This window comes from Helicobacter winghamensis ATCC BAA-430, from assembly GCF_028751035.1.
Lineage (GTDB): Bacteria > Campylobacterota > Campylobacteria > Campylobacterales > Helicobacteraceae > Helicobacter_D > Helicobacter_D winghamensis.
Genome location: NZ_CP063533.1, coordinates 1,617,966 through 1,636,570, shown reverse-complemented (window position 1 = coordinate 1,636,570; position 18,605 = coordinate 1,617,966). Strand labels below are relative to the sequence as shown.

The window sequence follows — 18,605 nt, the reverse complement described above, 5'->3', positions numbered from 1 at the left end:
AAATCCATAAATAGGTTAAATAATGTTTGCTTTGCACTCACAATTTAAGCCATCAGGCGACCAGCCAGAAGCCATTAAAACACTTAGTTCTTTTATTAAAAAAGGCAGTCAATACCAAACGCTAATTGGCGTTACAGGCAGTGGTAAAACTTTTTCAATGGCACATATCATACAAGAATTACAAATGCCAACTTTGATTATGACGCATAACAAAACTCTTGCTGCGCAGCTTTATAGCGAGTTTCAAGGCTTCTTTCCAAAAAATCATGTGGAATATTTCATTTCTCACTTTGATTATTATCAGCCAGAAGCCTATATTCCAAGACAAGATTTATTTATTGAAAAGGATTCTAGTATTAATGAAGGGCTAGAGCGATTGCGCTTAAGCGCGACAACTTCGCTTTTGGCTTATGATGATTGCGTGGTTGTGGCAAGCGTTTCGGCAAATTATGGTTTAGGAAATCCTAAAGAATATTTAGAAATGATTGAAAAGTTTGAAGTGGCACAAGATTACCATCAAAAATCTTTGCTTTTACGCCTTGTGGATATGGGCTATAAGCGTAATGATAATTTTTTTGATAGGGGGGATTTTAGAGTTAATGGGGAAGTGATTGATATTTTTCCAGCATATAGTGAAGAAGAGATTGTGCGTTTGGAGTTTTTTGGTGATGAATTAGAATCTATTACGCTTTTAGATTCCATAGAGAAAAAGCCACTTAAAAAGTTAGAATCCTTTGTGCTTTATGCGGCAAATCCTTTTATTGTGGGGGCAGATAGGTTAAAACAGGCAGTTAAAAGCATTGAAGAAGAGTTACATTTGCGCTTAAAGTTTTTTAAAGAACAAGGTAGAATGGTAGAATATGAGCGGTTAAAATCACGCACAGAATTTGACTTAGAAATGATACAAGCAACAGGGATTTGTAAGGGGATTGAAAACTACGCAAGGCATTTAACAGGTAAAAAGCCCGGGGAAACGCCTTATTCTTTGTTAGATTATTTTGCGCAAAAAAATCAACCTTATTTGTTAATTGTTGATGAAAGCCATGTTAGCTTGCCACAATTTGGAGGAATGTATGCAGGCGATAGAAGTCGCAAGGAAGTGCTTGTGGAATATGGATTCCGCTTGCCTAGCGCTTTGGATAATCGTCCGCTAAAATATGAGGAGTTTATCATAAAAGCACCGCATTTTCTTTTTGTTTCTGCAACACCTGCACAAAAAGAGCTAGACTTAAGCCAAGAACATACAGCGGAGCAGTTAATCCGTCCAACAGGTTTGCTAGATCCTTTGTATGAAGTGTTAGAAGTGGATAAGCAAGTTACAATTCTTTATGATAGGGCAAAAGAAGTGATTGCAAGGGGAGAGAGAGTGCTTGTAACTGCGCTCACTAAAAAAATGGCAGAAGAGCTAACGAAATACTACAATGATTTAGGTTTAAGGGTGCGTTATATGCACTCTGATATTGATGCCATTGAGCGCAATCAAATCATTCGCGCTTTAAGAGCAGGGGAGTTTGACATTTTAGTGGGAATCAATCTTTTGCGCGAAGGCTTAGATTTGCCAGAAGTGTCCTTAGTTGCGATTTTAGATGCGGATAAGGAAGGATTTTTAAGAAGTGAAACAAGCCTCATTCAAACAATGGGAAGAGCTGCTAGAAATGTTAATGGGCGTGTGCTGCTCTTTGCTTCTAAAATCACGCCTTCTATGCAAAAGGCTATGGAAATTACAGATTATCGTAGAGCCAAGCAAGAAGCCTATAATAAAGCCCATAACATCATACCGCAGAGTGTTTCAAGGAAGCTTGATGAAGACTTAAAAAATCAAGATTTGGGAATGCTTTATGAAAGGGCAAAAAAAGCAAGTAAGGAAAAAATGCCAAAAAGCGAAAGGGAAAAGCTTGTTAAAGAATTAAGCAAGCAAATGCAAGAAGCCGCTAAAAAGCTAGAGTTTGAAGAGGCGGCAAGGTTGCGCGATGAGATTGCAAAACTGCGCGCATTATAAAAGTTGGAATCTAATTTAAGATTCCAGTCTTAACGATTATCAATGTTTTCTGGATATAAATCATGGTTTAGCAAGCGGTATTCTGCCATTTTTGCATATTTTGTGTTTGGGATTCCATAGTTTGCATAAGGATCAATGCTAATTCCCCCGCGTGGAGTAAATTTTCCCCATACTTCTAAATAGCGCGGTTGCATAAGTTCTACTAAATCATTAAGAATAGTATTTACACAATCTTCATGGAATTCTCCGTGGTTACGGAAGCTAAAAAGATAAAGTTTGAGTGATTTAGATTCCACCATTTTAAGCTCTGGAATGTAACTAATGTAGATGGTTGCAAAGTCTGGTTGCCCTGTGATTGGGCAAAGACTTGTAAATTCTGGGCAATTAAATTTCACAAAATAATCACGCTCTTTGTGTTTGTTTTCAAAGGTTTCTAAAAGATTTTTATCATAACTAAACACATATTGCGTGCTTGTGCCTAAATGTTTTAGAGATTCCATCTATTAACCAAAAAATGGTAGCTTGAGCGTTCCGCTAATTACGATTGCATTAATAATATCGATGAAAAATGCACCTACAAGTGGAACAACGATAAATGCTGTGTGGCTTGGTCCATAGTGTTGCGTTACAGTTTGCATATTTACCATTGCTGTTGGTGTTGCTCCAAGTCCAAATCCGCAATGCCCTGCTGCAAGAACGGCTGCATCATAATCTTTTCCGCAAAATCTAAAAGTAACAAATATCGCATAAAACACCATCATCACAACCTGGCAAGCAAGAATGATTAGCATAGGAAGCGCTAAAGATACAAGTTGCCAAAGGTTGATTGTCATTAGCGCAAAAGCAAGGAATAGCGATAAACTGACATTTCCAATAACTGAAACTTCTCTATCAAATACCTGATGCACCTTTGTTGCTTGTAAAACATTGCGTAAAACTACTCCAATAAACAAGCACCAAACAAATGTTGGCAATGTGAAGCTACCACCCTGAAAGAGTTTTGCGATTTCTGTTCCAATAAATAAGGCAATAACAATTAGCGCAAGGGATTCTATAAAGGAAGTTGCAGTAATTAAGCGTTCCTTTTCCGGCTTTTCAAAGCCTGTTGGTGCTTCTTCTTGCATGCTTGCTGATGGAAGTGTTAAATTGTGTTTTTTGACAAGATAGTGTGCCACTGGACCGCCAATAATTCCACCCATTACAAGCCCAAATGTTGCACTTGCCATCGCCACTTCCATTGCAGCACCAAAGCTATAAGGTGGATTTTTGAATATATCTGCCCATGCGGCACCTGTGCCATGCCCTCCACTCATTGTAACAGAGCCGCCTAAAAGTCCAACCGTAGGATCTACACCTAGAAGTGTTGCTACACTGACGCCCACGATATTTTGCAAGAATAATAATCCTGTTACAATAAACAAAAATCCTATTAAAAGTTTTCCACCTTTTTTAAGTGAAGCAAAATCTGCGCTTAAACCAATGCTTGTAAAGAATGCAAGCATTAAAGGATCTTTTAATGAGCCATCAAACTTGAGTTCAATGTTTCCATAGGTATAAAGGATAAAAATCAAAATTGCAACGATGATTCCACCAACTACTGGCTCTGGGATATTATAATCGCGCAAAAATTTACTGCGATTAATGATTAATCTTCCTAGAAGCAAAACAAAAACCATAGCAAGCAAGGTTGCATAAAAATTAAATGTTAAAACCATAAACATACCTTTTTGTGAAGATTGAGTGTTATTCTAAAGTAGCAATAATTAGAAGCGCATAAGAAGTTAAAAATTTTATATCTTTTTGTAGATTTTTTGTATCAGTATGGATAAAATGAGAATAAAAGTAGCATTTAGAATCCCAAATAAGGATTCTAAATAGAGAGTTGATTATGCAAGCTGTGCTTTTAGCATCCAAATTGCTTTCTCTAAATCTGCGATTTTTTCATCTGCTAGTGCAACGCTTGCTTTGTCGTTAGCTTCGCCCGCAAGATCTGAAAGCTCTCTAAAAGCCTTTAAAAAATGCTCATAATCTGGTAAAACTTTTGTTAAGATAGTTTTAGAATCAAAACTTGTCGCGCTATCTTCTTGGATTTTGCTAACGGCTAGCATATCTTTTAGTGTGACATAAGGTTTATCGCCAAGTTGTAACACGCGCTCCGCCACAGAATCCATTTGTTCTGCTGCTTCATTATACATTGCTTCTAGGGCTGAATGCACAGGGTGAAAATCTAATCCTTTAACATTCCAGTGGTAATTGTGTAATTTAATGTAAAACACAGCGGAATCTGCTTGAATTTGTTTTAGGCTTTGAATAACTTTGCTCATAAGTTTCTCCTTAAAATTTGATTTGTGGGATTATATTATAATTAATCTTAAAAGAAAATTATTATTATTTATAAAATTAAATTTCCGATTTTAACTTATCCGCCTGTTTGATAAAAAGCGCGCTTAGAGACTGTATCACTATCCCAGTCGTTTTTCTCGGGCTTTGTGGAGATACAGAGTTTTAAGCGCTCTAAAATCTCTTGCGTGTTGCCTTGCAGCATTGCTTCTTTGATGTCAATAGCGTTTTCGTGGTAAAGGCAGGGAATAAGTTTGCCTTCGCTACTTAGGCGGATACGATTGCAAGTTTTACAAAAATCATCATTATGTGGTGCAATCACACCAAAAACATAATCACAATCTAGCGTTTTGCCTAAAATGCTTTGGATATTTTCCTTTGGAATCTTAAAAAGCGTGGCGGGTCCAAAAATTTCTTTTTCAAAAATATTTGCTGTGTATTTTGTGTGGATATGCGCTAGAATTTCAACTAACTTTAAGCCTCTTATTTCGCTCTTTGCGTGCGTGTTCTCCATAAACTCAATATAACGCACCATCACACCTAAACCTATGGCGTATTCTAAAATCTCTACAATCTCACAATCATTAATCCCGCGCAATGGCACCATATTAAGCTTAATTTTTAATCCTGCTTTTTGCGCGGCTTGAATGCCAAGTAGAATCTTATCTAGTCCATCTCTTTTGGAGATACATTTAATATTTTCTTTTTTTAAGGAATCTAGAGAGATATTAATACGCTTCAAGCCGGCATTTTTCAAGTCTTGTGCTATGGGAGCTAACAAAAAGGCGTTTGTGGTTAGGGCAATATCAATGTGAGGAGCGATTTTACAAATATTAGCGATAAATTCTACGATTTTAGAGCGCAAAAGTGGTTCGCCGCCTGTGATTCTAATTTTTTTCACTCCTTCACTGGTGGCGACTTTAATGAAGTTTAGCACAGATTCCAAGGGCACATCTAAGCTTTCATCGCCTATATCCATTGGTGTATTTGGCATACAATAAGCACAGCGGAAATTACAGCGTTCTGTTACACTAATTCGCATATAATCAATGGTTCGTCCAAAGCTATCAACTAACAACGCCCACTCCCAAAGAATTAAAGTGTGTAATCATACTAAAGCCTGTAAAAAAAAGCTATAATTTTGTGCAAATTTTCTATATTTTGGAGAGATTTTGGCGAAATTTACAATGCCTTGTGTAATCTTAAGTGGTGGAATTGGGAAAAGAATGGGTGGATTTAAGCAAGATTTACCTTTTTTGGATTCCACATTGGCAAATTTTCAAGCAAAGCGTTTAAGGGAAAGCTTTGAAAATGTGTATTTTTCAGCAAAAATTCCTATTAAAAATGCTTTTGGTGTGGATACGATTTTAGATTGCGATTGTGCATTTAAAAAGGATTCCACAGCACCTATTTTTGGGTTATTTAGTGCATTAAAGAATTTGCAAAGTGATATATTCGTGCTAAGTATAGATGCGCCCTTTTTTTCTTGTGAGTCTGTTTTAAATATTATAGAATCGGATTTTAAAGATAAAAGCGTGTTTGCTAAAAATATAAAAATTCATCCACTTTTAGGGATTTATCGTTTTGATGTTTTGGATTTCATTCAAGCACAAATTGAAAGACAAAATTATAAATTAATGGATTTATTGGGGATTATTGAAGCTGAGTTTGTAGAGATTGCAGTGGATCAAACGCAAAATCTTAATACCCAGCAAGATTATAAAGAAGCCTGCAAGCTGATTAAAGGATAGCTATGGCAGATGATGCAGAAAAGACAGAAGAGCCCACCGCTCGAAAGATAGAAAAAGCGCGCGAAGAAGGGAATGTCCTAAAAAGCCCTGATGTCAATGCATTTTTGGGGCTTGTTGTGGGATTGGCGCTTGTGTTTTTATGCTTTAACTTTTGGGTGCGTGGATTAGGGAGCGTGTTTGAACAAATTTATCAAAGCTTCTCTCAAGAATTCACACGCGCAAATGCAATGTCTATAACTCTTTCTTTGGTTTTTCAAGTGCTGTATTTACTCGCACCTATTTTTGGGGCTTTAATGCTAATAGGAGTGATTGCAAATGTTTCTCAAAGTGGTTTTTTATTAACGGCAAAGGCAATTCAACCTAAACTTCAAAAACTCAATTTCATCACTGGAATGAAGAATCTAATTTCTCTTAAAAAACTTCTTGATGGCTTTTTGATTACTTTTAAGGTGCTAAGTGCCTTTATCATCGCATTTTTTGTCTTTTTGGGATTTATGCACGAGCTAACAACTGTGGCTCTCTTCCCGCTAGGTGATCAAATGCTATGGTTTAGGGATAAGGCAATTATTCTTATTGGGATTCTTTTGGCGTTTTTTTTGGTGATGGCAAGCGTGGATTATATGATTAAACGCTATCAGTATTTTAAGTCTTTGCGTATGAGCAAACAAGAAGTTAAAGATGAGTTTAAAAACCAAGAAGGGGATCAACAAGTCAAGGGTAAAATCCGTTCTTTAATGTTCCAAGCGGCAAGAAAAAGGATGATGCAAAATATCCCAAGTGCGGATGTGGTTGTAACAAACCCTACGCATTATGCTGTAGCATTGCGCTATGATAGCAAAAAAGAACGCGCGCCTAGAGTGCTTGCTAAAGGAGTTGATTTTTTAGCGCAGCGCATTAAAGAGATTGCCACAGAACACGAAATTCCTATTATAGAAAATCCCCCACTTGCTAGAGCGTTGTATAAAGATGTGGATTTGGATATGGAGATTCCAGAGTCGCTTTATCAAGCAATGGTTAATGTCTTGCTAGAAGTTAAACGCATTAATGATAGACGCAAAAGTGTGTAGAGATAAAAAAGTTGGAATCTATTTTTTATAATGTTTATAAAAAGTAAAAAACGCTAGAATTGCTCAAAATCTTATGAAAACTATTGCAAGGGATTAAAATGAGTGCTTTTGAAACAATTATTGGGCTTGAGGTGCATGTTCAATTAAATACAAAAACGAAAATATTCTGTTCGTGCGCAACAAGCTTTGGTGAAGATCCCAATAAAAATGTTTGCCCTACTTGTTTGGGTTTGCCAGGTGCTTTGCCTGTGCTAAATCGCGAAGTCGTAAAAAAAGCAATCAGCTTTGGCGCAGCAATTAATGCAGTAATTAATCAAAACTCTGTATTTGCAAGAAAAAACTATTTTTACCCAGATTTACCTAAAGCTTACCAAATTAGTCAATTTGAGATTCCTATTGTTGGGCGCGGAGAGATTGAAATTGAAGTGGGTGGAGAGAAAAAAATTATTGGGGTAACGCGTGCGCATATGGAAGAAGATGCGGGAAAAAATATTCACGAAGGGCAGTTTTCTAAAGTGGATTTAAATCGCGCTTGCACACCACTTTTGGAGATTGTAAGTGAGCCAGATATGAGAAGTAGCGATGAGGCAATCGCGTATCTTAAAAAGCTGCATTCTATTGTGCGTTTTTTAGGCATTAGTGATGCCAATATGCAAGAAGGCAGTTTTCGTTGTGATGCTAATGTTTCTATCCGTCCAAAAGGGGATTCTAAACTTTATACGCGTGTTGAAATTAAAAACCTTAATTCTTTTAAATTTATCCAAAAAGCCATAGAATACGAAGTGGAAAGACAGATTGAAGCGTGGGAAGATGGCAATTATGAAGAGCAAGTTGTGCAAGAAACAAGGCTTTTTGATACTGCAAAGGGAGTAACGCGTTCAATGCGCGGTAAGGAAGAAGCGGCTGATTATCGTTACTTCCCAGATCCAGACTTATTGCCTGTGTTTATTGATGAAGAGTTAATGAATCAAGGTATGCAAATCCCAGAAATGCCTGATGAAAAAAGAGAGAGGTATATCCGAGATTTTGGGATTAAAGCAAGCGATGCAAGCGTGCTAACAAGTGAGCTTGAAATGGCGTTGTATTTTGAGTCTATGCTTGATTTTGGAGCAAGCGCTAAAGGTTCTGTAACTTGGCTAACCACTGAACTTTTGGGACGATTAAAGGGCGAAAATACTCTGCAAAATTGCGGGATAGAATCTAGCGTGTTGGCAACTTTAGTAAAGCGCATTGATGAAGGTAAAATTAGCGGAAAAAGCGCAAAAGAAATCTTAGATGTGCTTGTGGGAAATCGTGGTGGCGATGTGGATTCTTTAATTTGTGAAATGGGCTTGGAACAAGTCAATGATGATGGAGCGATTTTGGGAGTGATTGATTCTGTGTTGAGTGCAAATGCAGATAAGGTCGCGGAATATAAAAGCGGCAAAGATAAGCTTTTTGGGTTTTTTGTTGGGCAGGTGATGAAAAATGCAAAGGGAGTAAATCCTGCTAGAGTCAATGAGCTTTTAAAAGAGAAGTTACAATAACGATATGGAATCTAAAATATTAAGAAACACGCAAGAATACTTTGAACTTGGAAGGCGTGATTTTTTTACGCCCTATCTGTTAAAACTTGCATTTCTGCCCTTATTTTTTGGTTTTGCCTTGCTATGTGGAATTTTGTATATTTTTGGCGGAGAATGGTATGTGTTTTTGTATGAATCTTTGCGCGTGGATTTTGGGTTTAGCAGTGCGTGGTTAGCTTGGATACAATCACTTTTTGATTATGTGATTAAAGCTTCTGTTATTGTGCTTTTTATTTTTGGAGTGCTTGCTGGGTCTTTTTTGATTTCCTTGTCTGTGTGTGCCTTTGTCACGCCTTATGTGGTGCGTTATATCCGTGATTTGCACTATCAAGAGTGCAGCATTGAAGGCAATGCAAATACTTTTGTTGTTTTGCTGTGGCTATTTGGCGTGTATGTGTGTTATGCTTTGTTTTTACTGGCGTTATTACCTTTGTATTTTATCCCTTTTGTTGGAGGGTTTGTAATGTTAATTCCAAGTTACTGGCTATTCTCTAAGACAATGATTGCTGATGTTGGGGAGACGATTTTTAAAAAAGAAGCTTTTAAAGAATTAAAAAAAACACAAAAAGGAAAGGTTAGAAGTGCGGTTATCCCACTTTTTTTAATAAATCTTATTCCAATTGTTGGTTTTTTTTCTCCTGTATATGCCTTAAGTGTGCTGGCGCATTTGTTTTTTGATATAAAACTAAAGGAAAACTATGGAAATGCACATCCAAATTGAAAGGGCAGTTTTAAGTTCAATTCTCTTTGATCCAGAGCGTTTAGATGTGCTCTCTGAATTAATAGTTCCAGAAGATTTTTCTTATACGCCACATAAAAACATTTTTCTTGCAATGCTAGAATTGCGTCGCACAGATCGCCCTATTGATGAAGAATTTATTATGAAGCTTTCTACAAAGGCTCATCCTATTGAGCAAGAAGAGCTTTTAAATGTGCTAACAACAAGTCCAATTGGTGATATAAAAGCTTATGCGACAGAAATTAAAGATGCTTCCATTAAACGCAAACTGCATTCTTTTGCAACCAAGATTCAAGAATCTACAAGCGATGCAAGTTCTAGCACGCAAGAAATTATGGATTATCTCCAAAGCGAGCTTTATAAAATCACAAATATACAAGAAAATCGTGATTTTAGGGGCGCAAAAGAGGTTTCAGAGGCGACGCTAGAATATATTAATACAATGAAAGCACGCGGGAATCACCTATTGATTGGTGTGGATACAGGCTTTGCGAGTTTAAACAAAATGACAACAGGTTTTGGCAATGGAGATTTAATTATCGTTGCAGCGCGCCCTGCTATGGGAAAAACAACGCTCGTGCTAAATATGGCGCAAAAAGCTTTAGATACGGGGCGAGGAGTAGCATTTTTTAGCCTTGAAATGCCAGCAGAGCAATTAATGCTAAGAATGCTTGCGGCAAAAACTTCTATTGCTTTACAGAATTTGCGCGTGGGAAATTTGCAAGATAACGAGTGGGAAAATCTTTCAAATGCTGTAGATGTAATGAGTAAAGCACCTTTATTTATTGATGATAATAGTATTTTAACTATTCATCAACTCCGCACTAAGTTGCGCAAAATTAAAGCCAAACATCCAGAGATTGGGCTTGCTGTAATTGATTATTTGCAACTAATGAGTGGAGCAAGCAATAAAGATAGACACCAAGAGGTCAGTGAAATTAGCCGTGGGCTAAAAATGATTGCAAGGGAATTAGAGATTCCAATTATTGCCCTTTCTCAATTAAACAGAAGTCTTGAACAAAGAAGTGATAGACGCCCTATGCTTTCAGACCTAAGAGAGTCTGGTTCTATAGAGCAAGACGCGGATATTATTTTATTTGTGTATCGCGATGCGGTGTATAAGCAAAAAGATGAAAGGGAAAAAGAAGAAGCCGCTAAAAAAGAAGGAAAAGAATATAAAAGCACTTTTATTGCCAAAAATGAGGAGGATGCGGAAATTATTATTGGAAAGCAACGCAATGGTCCAACTGGTATGGTAAAGCTTGTTTTTCAAAAACATTGCACGCGTTTTATGGATGCAAGTGAGATGGGTTCTCCTATGCAAATTGTATATGAAACTTCTGAAAATACGCAAACAAAATTTATTCCGCTACAAGGTGATGGACAGGGAGATAAGATAGACGCACCAATTATTTAGGTTTTTTGTCTTCTTTTGTTTTGCAGCCACAGTTTCCACAACCACAACTTCCGTTGTTTTTGGGGTAGAGTTTATAGGCTAAATAGCCAACAGAGAGAACAAAAATTATGCCAAGTAAAAGAGAATCGCTCATATTATTCCTTAAAAGCGGAATCCAAAATGGATTCCAATATTTTTAGTGTTTATTGTAAAGGCTTTGCTTGCACCCAAATGACTGCATCTTGACTAAGCTCTTTGCCTTTAAATTTGCTTTTTGGTCCAATGCCAAGTGCTGCAAATCCCCACCAGCCTGCTTTTGGAATACCAAAGGTAAATTCACCATCTTTATTTGCTTTAATTCCAATGGTTACAAAAGAATCTTGTGGGGCGTTTAATTTTGGTGTTTTGCCAAAGGCATTGTTGGTTTGATTGACTTCATAGTTTAAAAACTCCACTTCAATTTCTGCGTAAGGAACAGGCTTGCCGTTGCTTTTTACAATTCCCGTAAATGTGCTTCCCTCCCAAATCGCATAAGGCTTTGTTAGAGGAATAATTTCCGCTTCAAGCCCTAAATCCCTGTCCCAACCTGTTGGAGCGCCAGCAAGATTTGCAATTACTTTTGTAAATTGTTGAATATAAGAATCTTCATTCTTTTCAAAATACGGAGCAGGCTCAAGAACAAAGATATAATCTTCAAGGCGTTTAAAGTTGTAAGTTATCTCATAACCTTTGCCACTATTTGTATTTCCTTTCCAAGTTATAGGTTTTAGGGAATTTTTTAAATTTTCTTTTTGTCCTTTTGGGTTAATTACATAAAAGGCATTAACAGATTCCATATCCATTGTATGTTCATCGGCAAAAGGATGTGTAAAAACTAAAGAAAGTTTTTCTTTGGTTTGTTTTGAAAGTGCGCTTTCTGGCAAATAAACCATTTGAAAATGCGCCATTGCAGAGCTTGCAAATAGGCTCACTCCAAGCATTAAGCTTAAAATTGTTTTTTTCATTGTCTGTCCTTTATTCTAAAATTGAAGAGCCAAGAATTTTTACTTCATGTCCCTCTCCACCAAAAAATACCGCCTCATATTCTCCGTTTGGTTTTTTAAACACAGCTTCTCCGTGCTCGTTAAATTTTGTTTCTATGAGATTTTTGCCGTTTTGTTTAACATAGAAATTAACACCACTCGCACTTGAGCCATCACTAAATGCGCCTTCGCAAGTTACGCTACCATCGCCATTATCAAAGCAATTCATAATCGCAGTGTGCGCAAATACAGAGCTTGAGAGTCCAAGCACAATTCCACTTAAGATAAGTAACTTTTTCATAATATTTCCTTTTGTTTGGGTTTAATTATTCCTACTCCAATAAGTAGTATAATAAATAACGCGTAGATTCCACTCATTAATGGAATCGTGCCGATATTAAATGCGCTTCCAATGCTATAAGTTAAGGAAGCGATAAGTAGCCCTAATGCCATAGGGTAAATCAAGGCAAAGAGCATCCAGCGGTAAGAGCTTAGTTGGCTTTTTAAAACAATAAGTGTTGCAATGCAAGGGGGAGTTAAAGCCATAAACAAAATCATAGCTAATGCGTGTAGATCTGTATAAGGGCTGTTTTCTAGAGCATTAGCATTTTCAGATCTTTCTCCCTCAAAAAGTGCTCCAAGTGTAGCAACAAAACTCTCTCTTGCTGCAAATGAGCTAAGAAATGCGACATTAATGCGCCAGTCAAATCCTGCGTATTGTGTAATGCTCTCTAATGCTCGTCCTATTTTGCCAAGATAGGAATTATCAATTTTTTCAAGATTGATTTGTTTTAAAATATCTTTTTTAAGATAAGTGAGCGATTTTAATGCATTGCCAATAGCTCTTGCTTCTTTGTCTTTGCGATCACGAATAATTTTGTAAAAAACTGCATTGTCCTGTTTGAATTGTGTATCTAGTTTTTCTAAAGCCTCCTTTGTTTTGATTTGGGCGCGTTTGTTTTTTGTAAGTTTCTTCATAATTTAGAAGAGCATCAATTTTTTCTCTTGTATTAATAGAATAAAAATAAACACTATTTTGCATTTGATTCCAAAACTTTTCTAATCCTTGTTGTGCCAATGTTTCATATTTTTTTGCGCTCTCTTGTGAGAGTCCTGGAAATTGAATCAGCACAAAAAGCACAGCAGCTACTGCTACAACAATGGTTGCGACTTTTTTAAGATAAAGCCAAATTTTGTTTTTGACGGATAAAAACACATTTTTTATGCGAGGCAAATGATAGTTTGGCATTTCAAGCACAAAAGGTGCTGTTTTTTCTGTTTTTAAAACGCTAAGTGTGAGAAGTTTTGCCATAATTAGTGCCACCATTATTGTAATTGTTGATATGAAAAACATTACAAAAGCCTTAGATTCCACAAAAAATATGGAAACTAATAACACAAAAAATGGAATCTTGGCAAGGCAGTTTAAAAATGGAATTGTAAGGATTGTAGCAATCTTTGCTCTTTTGTCCGCAATTCCTTTTGTTGCCATTATTGCTGGCACTGCACAACCTCCAACAAAAACTCCACCTAAAACATAAGGCAGAATAGATTGCCCATGTAATCCATAACTTCTAAAAACCCTATCTAGGATAAATGCCATTCTTGCCATATATCCACTATCTTCAATAATTGCAATAATCGCAAAAAGTATGATAAAAATAGGAATATAGTTTAAAAGTGCAAGAACGCTATTTACCATCCAAACTCCAAATTCTCTAATGAGTGGAGATGAGGTAAGCGTAGATGGAGGAAGCAAATCCACTATAAATTGTTTAAAGCTTGCAAGCAGGGGCCAAGTATAATTTGTAAGCTCATATCCGCGCACAATAGATAAATCATAGAGTAAGTAAATTACAAAAAGCATTAGCGGTAGAGCTAAGAATTTATTGAGCACGATTTTATCAATTAACTTCGTGAAATCTTTTTGTTTTGAAGTGTATTTGATGATTTTGCCATTGCATTTTGTTTCAATGAAATCATAACGCCTTGTTGCAATTTCAATATCACTTAAAGTTTTGTCTGTCTTGTAGGTATTGGGGGCAAAATTTTTAGATTCCACTAGAGCAATAATGCGTTCTAAAATTTTCTCTTTTGTATTATTTTTGTAGCCTATGCTTGTTACAATAGGAATATTAAAAGCTTTTTCTAATCCTTCAATGTCAAATGTGTAACCAAAATCTTTTGCAATATCCATCATATTAAAACATAGAATTGTAGGAATTCCAAGCTCTAAAAGCTGTAAGGTTAAATAGAGACTTTTTTTGGGATTGCTTGCATCAATAATATTAATAATTGCATCAATTTTGCCTGTTTTGAGTTCATTTAGAGCGACACTTTCTTCTTCGGAATAAGAAGCAAAACTATAAAGACCGGGTAAATCAACAATTTCAAGAATATAATCTCTGTAATTAAACCGCGTGCTTTTTTATCTATTGTGATTCCGGGGTAATTTGCAATATGCTGTTTGATTGGGCTAAAGAGATTAAAAATCGTTGATTTGCCACAATTTGGCTGTCCAATTAATGCAATATTTAAGTGTTTCATTATTTTACTTCAATGGCTCTAGCTTCATTGGAGCGGATTGCTACAAGATAATTGTGGATTTTAATTTGTATAGGATCATTAAGCAAAGAGTGTTTGCGAATCTCTAAAGTAGCGCCCGGAACAAATCCCATATCCAAGAGTTTTTGAAAAATCTCTCCTTTTAAATTTATTGTTTTGATTGTAACTTTATCTCCTACTTTGCAGTCATTTAAACACATCTTAACTTCCTAGAGTATTTTATCTAATAAATGATAAGAGTTATTATTATCTAAATTTACTTAAGTAAATATTAATAACGATTATTATTTCTTAATTAAATATTTTTGATGGAAACTAGTCTTTTAGAAAAACTTGATGGGAGAAAAAGGCGGTGATTAAAGTTTTTTGCTAATTTTTTTTAATGCTTTGCGCAAGGCTTTGATTTGTTTTCTTGGAATCATTATAAATTGTTCATTTTGTGTGGTATCCCTTAGAGTATCATCAACACTGACTTTGATAGAAATCGCTCCTTTGTCTTTGCCACTTTGCCCTGGAATATCAAAGGTGGAAACTTCAATAGAGCCTTTTTTAAAAAGGCTACTTTTTAAAGGGATTTTATAAGAGAGTTTTTTAATTTTTTGCTTCATTATTATGCTTTAGGGATTTTTTTGATTTTTTCACTTTGGCAAGCTTTTCTGCCTTTTTTGCTCTCTTTTTTGAGTTTTTTGTGCGCTGCCTTAGATTCCTTTAGGGCTTTTCGGACGGCTTTTATTTGATTAAGCGGTAAGTGAATTTTCCACGATTGCGTATCACTAATTGATGCGCAAATGCTAACCACAGCTTGACTATCTACACCATAGGGTTCTTCAATGATTGCAAAATCCAATGACCCATTTTCACTTCCGTTTAATGGGATGCTTTTATAAATTTTTGCCTCTTTCATGACTTGCCTCCGTTATTTTTAGGGATAGGTTATAGTAAAGTAACTTAAGTTACTCTTATAAATATAATTTTACTCTCTTTTTAACATTTTCTTTAGTAATGCTTGGAGTTTTAGCCAATCATTAATTGGTAGAAGTGGATGTCCAGAAAACTTTCCATTTGCTGGTAAGCTTTTTGAGATTGCTCCGCGTGCGCCCACTTGTGTAAAATCGCCGATATGTAAATGTCCAGCACTTCCGCATTGTCCCCCTAAAACAACATTGCGTCCTGTGGAAGTAGAGCCTGAAATTCCTGCTTGTGAAACAATGATAGAAAACTCACCAATGTTGCAATTATGCCCAATTTGCACAAGGTTATCAATTTTTGTGCCTTGCTTTATGCGTGTCTCACCAAACACAGCTCTATCAATTGTCGTGTTTGCGCCAATTTCTACATCATTTTCAAGCACTGCTTTTCCATTGTGATAAATTTTAATATGCTTCCCATCTTTAGTGTGAGCATAGCCAAAACCATCGCTTCCAATTACGCTATTTGCGTGGATTCTAACATTATCCCCTATTTCACAATCTCTATAAATGCAAACTCCGGGGAATAGCACGCAATTTGCGCCGATTTTAACATTCTCTCCAATGGTTACATTTGCTAAAATCACGCAATTTTCACCTATCTCGCTTCCGTTTCCAATGGTTACATTGCTAGCAATTTGCGCACTTTTAGCAATTTTTGGTGGAGTTTCCATATTAAAAAGCGGAGTAGCAAAACATTCTGTTAGATACGCCATTGCAAGATAGGGATTTTCACACACAAGTGCAAAGGCGGAAGTTGGAATCGCATTTAAATGGCTCTTGCGCACCAAGATTGCCTTTGCCTTGCTTGTTTTAATTTCTGGAATATAACTCTCTTTTTCTAAGAATGTAATGCAATCACAAGTTGCATTTTGTGGGGACTCTATGTTGGTTATAAAGTTAGAATCCAAAAAGTTAGAATGCACTTGCCAATCGCCGTTTTGAAAGCACATTACGCATTCTAGAGCATCTTTATCCTTTAAAAGCGTGATAATCTCTTTTAACTCCATAATTCCCCCTTAGTTATTTGATTCAATCGCTAGGATTCCACTGCGCGTAATATCCTTTGGCTTGTGGATTTTAAGAGCGTTTAAGAGTGTGTTAATGCGCGTATGTGTATCACAAGCTACAAAAATTGCATATTTGTCATTTGCCTCTAAAAGCCTTCCATTAAAGCCATTAAAAAGTGTGTTAATCGCACTTAAATTTCCTTCAATGCCAAATTTTGCAAGCAAGGATTCTTGCTCAATAATTTGCTCATCTTCAAGCACTTTTAACACAGGGATAAGCTTATGAAGCTGTTTAATGATTTGCTCTAGCACCTTATTATCTCCCTTTGTGGCAATGGTTATACGCGAAAGGTTGGAATCTAAAATGGGTGCAACGGTTAGGGATTCTATGTTGTAACCTCGTCCTGCAAATAATCCACTAATGCGCGATAAAACGCCGTGTTCATTAAGAACAGTAACCGTGATTGTGCGTTTGATCTCCATTGCTTACTCCTTATATTCTAACATCATATTAAACAGCGCGCCACCTGTTGGCACCATTGGCAAGACATTTTCCATTCTATCAATACGCACATCAAGAAAGGAAGGCTTATTAGAGGCAATTGCTTCTTGCAAAGCATTTGTAAAATCATCTTTTGTGTAACACACTTTTCCATAGCCACCAAAAGACTCCACAAGTTTCACAAAATCTGGCTGTTGTTCTAAATTTGTTTCAGAATAGCGATTTTCATAAAAGAAAGTCTGCCATTGCCTAACCATTCCTAAATAATTATTATTTAGCACGATATTAACTACAGGGATTTTATACACAGAACAAGTCATTAATTCTTGGATATTCATTAAAATTGAACCATCGCCACTAATATTAATAGAGATTTTATCAGGGAATGCCTTTTTTGCTCCCATTGCAGCAGGCAAGCCAAAGCCCATAGTGCCTAAGCCACCACTTGTGATAAATTGTCTAGGTTTAGAAAAAGGATAAAACTGCGCTGTCCACATTTGATGCTGTCCCACATCTGTGCTAATAAGAGCAGAATCGCCTAGCATTTCACCAAGCTTTTCAAGTACCCATTGTGGTTTTAGTGGAGTTATGGAATCTTGATAGCTCAAAGGATGAAGTTTTCTATAACGCTCTAATTGCTCTCTCCACGAAAGTGTAGTTTTAGGATTATATCCTTCGCGCAAAAGTGGAAGCAGCTCTTCTAAAACGCTTTTAATATCCCCAACAATAGGATAATTTGCATTCACAATTTTGCTAATGCTACTTGGATCAATATCAATGTGAATGATTTGTGCATATTTTGCAAACTCGCTAAGTTTTCCTGTAACTCTATCATCAAATCGCGCACCAAGTGCTATGAGTAAATCTGCTTCACTCATTGCCATATTTGCAACATAGCTTCCGTGCATTCCCACCATTCCCAATAAATTAGGGTGATTATGCGATAGGATTCCGCGCGCCATTAGTGTTTCAATAGCTGGAATTTGTGTGGTTTCGCACAATTCTTTGATAGTCTCCGCACTCTCTGAAGCAATGGCGCCACCGCCAAGATAGAGCAAAGGTTTTTTGGCAGATTTTATAGCCTCTGCAGCTTTTTTGATTTGTCTTAAATTGCCCTTGTAAGTGGGCTTATAAGTTTGGAGTTTAATCTCATTTGGATAATCAAACTCGCCTATTGTTGCACTAATATCTTTTGGTAAGTCAATATGTACAGGTCCCGGTCGTCCGCTTCGTGCAATATAAAAGGCTTCTTTTAGGATTCTAGGCAATTCTTCAATGCTTTTAACAAGATAATTATGCTTTGTGCAAGGGCGTGAGATTCCAACTGCATCAATTTCTTGAAACGCATCTGTTCCTATTAGACTTGTAGGCACTTGTCCGCTAATAATCACTAGCGGAATGGAATCCATATAAGCTGTTGCAATACCTGTAATGGTGTTTGTAAATCCCGGACCACTTGTAACAATAGCAACTCCCACTTTGCCACTAGCTCTAGCATAACCATCTGCCGCGTGTACTGCAGCTTGTTCATGGCGTGTTAGGATATGTTCAAAGAAGTTTTGTTTATAAATTTCATCATAAAGATTTAACGCAGCTCCGCCCGGATAGCCAAAAACTACTTTTACGCCCTCATTTTTAAGGGCGTGCATTACCATTTCAGAACCATTTAAGCGCATAAATA

At 36.6% G+C, this 18,605-nt stretch carries 21 protein-coding genes and 1 pseudogene; 6 read left to right on the top strand and 16 right to left on the bottom strand.

Going from position 1 to position 18,605, the window contains the following annotated elements; genetic code table 11:
- Window positions 1–22: 22 nt before the first annotated feature.
- Window positions 23–1,999 carry an excinuclease ABC subunit UvrB gene (uvrB, locus tag IP358_RS08385; RefSeq protein ID WP_370525617.1) on the top strand — a complete coding sequence of 659 codons (1,977 nt, stop codon included), beginning with the start codon at window positions 23–25 and terminating at the stop codon, window positions 1,997–1,999.
- A gap of 29 nt (window positions 2,000–2,028) precedes the next feature.
- Here uvrB and queF read toward each other — a convergent pair whose 3' ends face one another.
- The 4 genes from queF to moaA all read right to left on the bottom strand — a co-directional run bounded on the left by queF (window position 2,029) and on the right by moaA (window position 5,417).
- The gene (gene queF / locus IP358_RS08380; RefSeq protein ID WP_006803252.1) at window positions 2,029–2,499 is read right to left on the bottom strand and encodes a preQ(1) synthase; all 471 of its coding nucleotides are present in this window, start codon (window positions 2,497–2,499) and stop codon (window positions 2,029–2,031) included.
- 3 nt (window positions 2,500–2,502) lie between these two features.
- Window positions 2,503–3,714, bottom strand: a complete 1,212-nt coding sequence (gltS, locus tag IP358_RS08375; RefSeq protein WP_040498884.1) for a sodium/glutamate symporter — start codon at window positions 3,712–3,714, stop codon at window positions 2,503–2,505.
- A 171-nt stretch (window positions 3,715–3,885) separates the two neighbouring features.
- Window positions 3,886–4,323, bottom strand: a complete 438-nt coding sequence (locus IP358_RS08370; protein ID WP_006803254.1) for a Dps family protein — start codon at window positions 4,321–4,323, stop codon at window positions 3,886–3,888.
- Window positions 4,324–4,418: 95 nt separating this feature from the next.
- Complete coding sequence (gene moaA / locus IP358_RS08365; RefSeq protein WP_006803255.1) at window positions 4,419–5,417, bottom strand: GTP 3',8-cyclase MoaA; 999 nt, start codon at window positions 5,415–5,417, stop codon at window positions 4,419–4,421.
- A gap of 94 nt (window positions 5,418–5,511) precedes the next feature.
- Here moaA and IP358_RS08360 point away from each other — a divergent pair, with 94 nt between their 5' ends.
- The 5 genes from IP358_RS08360 (at window position 5,512) to IP358_RS08340 (ending at window position 10,878) form a co-directional block, all read left to right on the top strand.
- On the top strand, window positions 5,512–6,090 hold the full coding sequence (locus IP358_RS08360) for a molybdenum cofactor guanylyltransferase (RefSeq protein ID WP_006803256.1): 579 nt from the start codon (window positions 5,512–5,514) through the stop codon (window positions 6,088–6,090).
- A 2-nt stretch (window positions 6,091–6,092) separates the two neighbouring features.
- The gene (gene flhB / locus IP358_RS08355) at window positions 6,093–7,157 is read left to right on the top strand and encodes a flagellar biosynthesis protein FlhB (protein WP_006803257.1); all 1,065 of its coding nucleotides are present in this window, start codon (window positions 6,093–6,095) and stop codon (window positions 7,155–7,157) included.
- Between the two features lie 98 nt (window positions 7,158–7,255).
- Window positions 7,256–8,683: an Asp-tRNA(Asn)/Glu-tRNA(Gln) amidotransferase subunit GatB gene (gene gatB, locus IP358_RS08350; RefSeq protein WP_006803258.1), complete on the top strand. Its 1,428-nt coding sequence runs from the start codon at window positions 7,256–7,258 to the stop codon at window positions 8,681–8,683.
- A gap of 4 nt (window positions 8,684–8,687) precedes the next feature.
- Window positions 8,688–9,443 (top strand): EI24 domain-containing protein, encoded by a 756-nt coding sequence (locus IP358_RS08345; protein WP_006803259.1) that lies wholly within the window; start codon window positions 8,688–8,690, stop codon window positions 9,441–9,443.
- A complete protein-coding gene (locus IP358_RS08340; protein ID WP_040498897.1) occupies window positions 9,427–10,878 on the top strand; it encodes a replicative DNA helicase in 1,452 nt (483 codons plus the stop codon). The genes IP358_RS08345 and IP358_RS08340 overlap by 17 nt, the downstream gene beginning before the upstream one ends.
- Here the strand turns inward: IP358_RS08340 and IP358_RS08335 are convergent.
- The 12 genes and pseudogenes from IP358_RS08335 to IP358_RS08280 all read right to left on the bottom strand — a co-directional run bounded on the left by IP358_RS08335 (window position 10,871) and on the right by IP358_RS08280 (window position 18,600).
- Complete coding sequence (locus IP358_RS08335) at window positions 10,871–11,011, bottom strand: FeoB-associated Cys-rich membrane protein (protein WP_101312930.1); 141 nt, start codon at window positions 11,009–11,011, stop codon at window positions 10,871–10,873. The two genes, IP358_RS08340 and IP358_RS08335, sit on opposite strands and share 8 nt — an antisense overlap.
- Window positions 11,012–11,060: 49 nt before the next feature.
- Window positions 11,061–11,861 (bottom strand): DUF4198 domain-containing protein, encoded by an 801-nt coding sequence (locus IP358_RS08330; protein WP_006803261.1) that lies wholly within the window; start codon window positions 11,859–11,861, stop codon window positions 11,061–11,063.
- 10 nt (window positions 11,862–11,871) lie between these two features.
- The gene (locus tag IP358_RS08325) at window positions 11,872–12,180 is read right to left on the bottom strand and encodes a hypothetical protein (protein WP_006803262.1); all 309 of its coding nucleotides are present in this window, start codon (window positions 12,178–12,180) and stop codon (window positions 11,872–11,874) included.
- Window positions 12,177–12,857, bottom strand: a complete 681-nt coding sequence (locus IP358_RS08320; RefSeq protein ID WP_050754838.1) for a nucleoside recognition domain-containing protein — start codon at window positions 12,855–12,857, stop codon at window positions 12,177–12,179. Before IP358_RS08320 ends, IP358_RS08325 begins: the two co-directional genes overlap by 4 nt.
- Window positions 12,745–14,040: a nucleoside recognition domain-containing protein gene (locus tag IP358_RS08315; RefSeq protein ID WP_370525635.1), complete on the bottom strand. Its 1,296-nt coding sequence runs from the start codon at window positions 14,038–14,040 to the stop codon at window positions 12,745–12,747. The genes IP358_RS08320 and IP358_RS08315 overlap by 113 nt, the downstream gene beginning before the upstream one ends.
- A pseudogene (locus IP358_RS08310) lies at window positions 14,014–14,426 on the bottom strand (FeoB small GTPase domain-containing protein); the annotation flags it as partial. The pseudogene IP358_RS08310 and the gene IP358_RS08315, both read right to left, overlap by 27 nt.
- The gene (locus IP358_RS08305) at window positions 14,426–14,644 is read right to left on the bottom strand and encodes a FeoA family protein (RefSeq protein WP_006803264.1); all 219 of its coding nucleotides are present in this window, start codon (window positions 14,642–14,644) and stop codon (window positions 14,426–14,428) included. The gene IP358_RS08305 and the pseudogene IP358_RS08310, both read right to left, overlap by 1 nt.
- Window positions 14,645–14,800: 156 nt before the next feature.
- Window positions 14,801–15,052 carry a hypothetical protein gene (locus IP358_RS08300; protein WP_006803265.1) on the bottom strand — a complete coding sequence of 84 codons (252 nt, stop codon included), beginning with the start codon at window positions 15,050–15,052 and terminating at the stop codon, window positions 14,801–14,803.
- A 2-nt stretch (window positions 15,053–15,054) separates the two neighbouring features.
- A complete protein-coding gene (locus tag IP358_RS08295) occupies window positions 15,055–15,348 on the bottom strand; it encodes a hypothetical protein (protein ID WP_006803266.1) in 294 nt (97 codons plus the stop codon).
- 69 nt (window positions 15,349–15,417) lie between these two features.
- Entirely contained in the window at window positions 15,418–16,422 is a 1,005-nt protein-coding gene (lpxD, locus tag IP358_RS08290) for a UDP-3-O-(3-hydroxymyristoyl)glucosamine N-acyltransferase (RefSeq protein ID WP_006803267.1), read from the bottom strand.
- Window positions 16,423–16,431: 9 nt separating this feature from the next.
- Window positions 16,432–16,905 carry an acetolactate synthase small subunit gene (gene ilvN, locus IP358_RS08285; RefSeq protein ID WP_006803268.1) on the bottom strand — a complete coding sequence of 158 codons (474 nt, stop codon included), beginning with the start codon at window positions 16,903–16,905 and terminating at the stop codon, window positions 16,432–16,434.
- 3 nt (window positions 16,906–16,908) lie between these two features.
- On the bottom strand, window positions 16,909–18,600 hold the full coding sequence (locus tag IP358_RS08280; RefSeq protein WP_006803269.1) for an acetolactate synthase large subunit: 1,692 nt from the start codon (window positions 18,598–18,600) through the stop codon (window positions 16,909–16,911).
- Window positions 18,601–18,605: the final 5 nt, after the last annotated feature.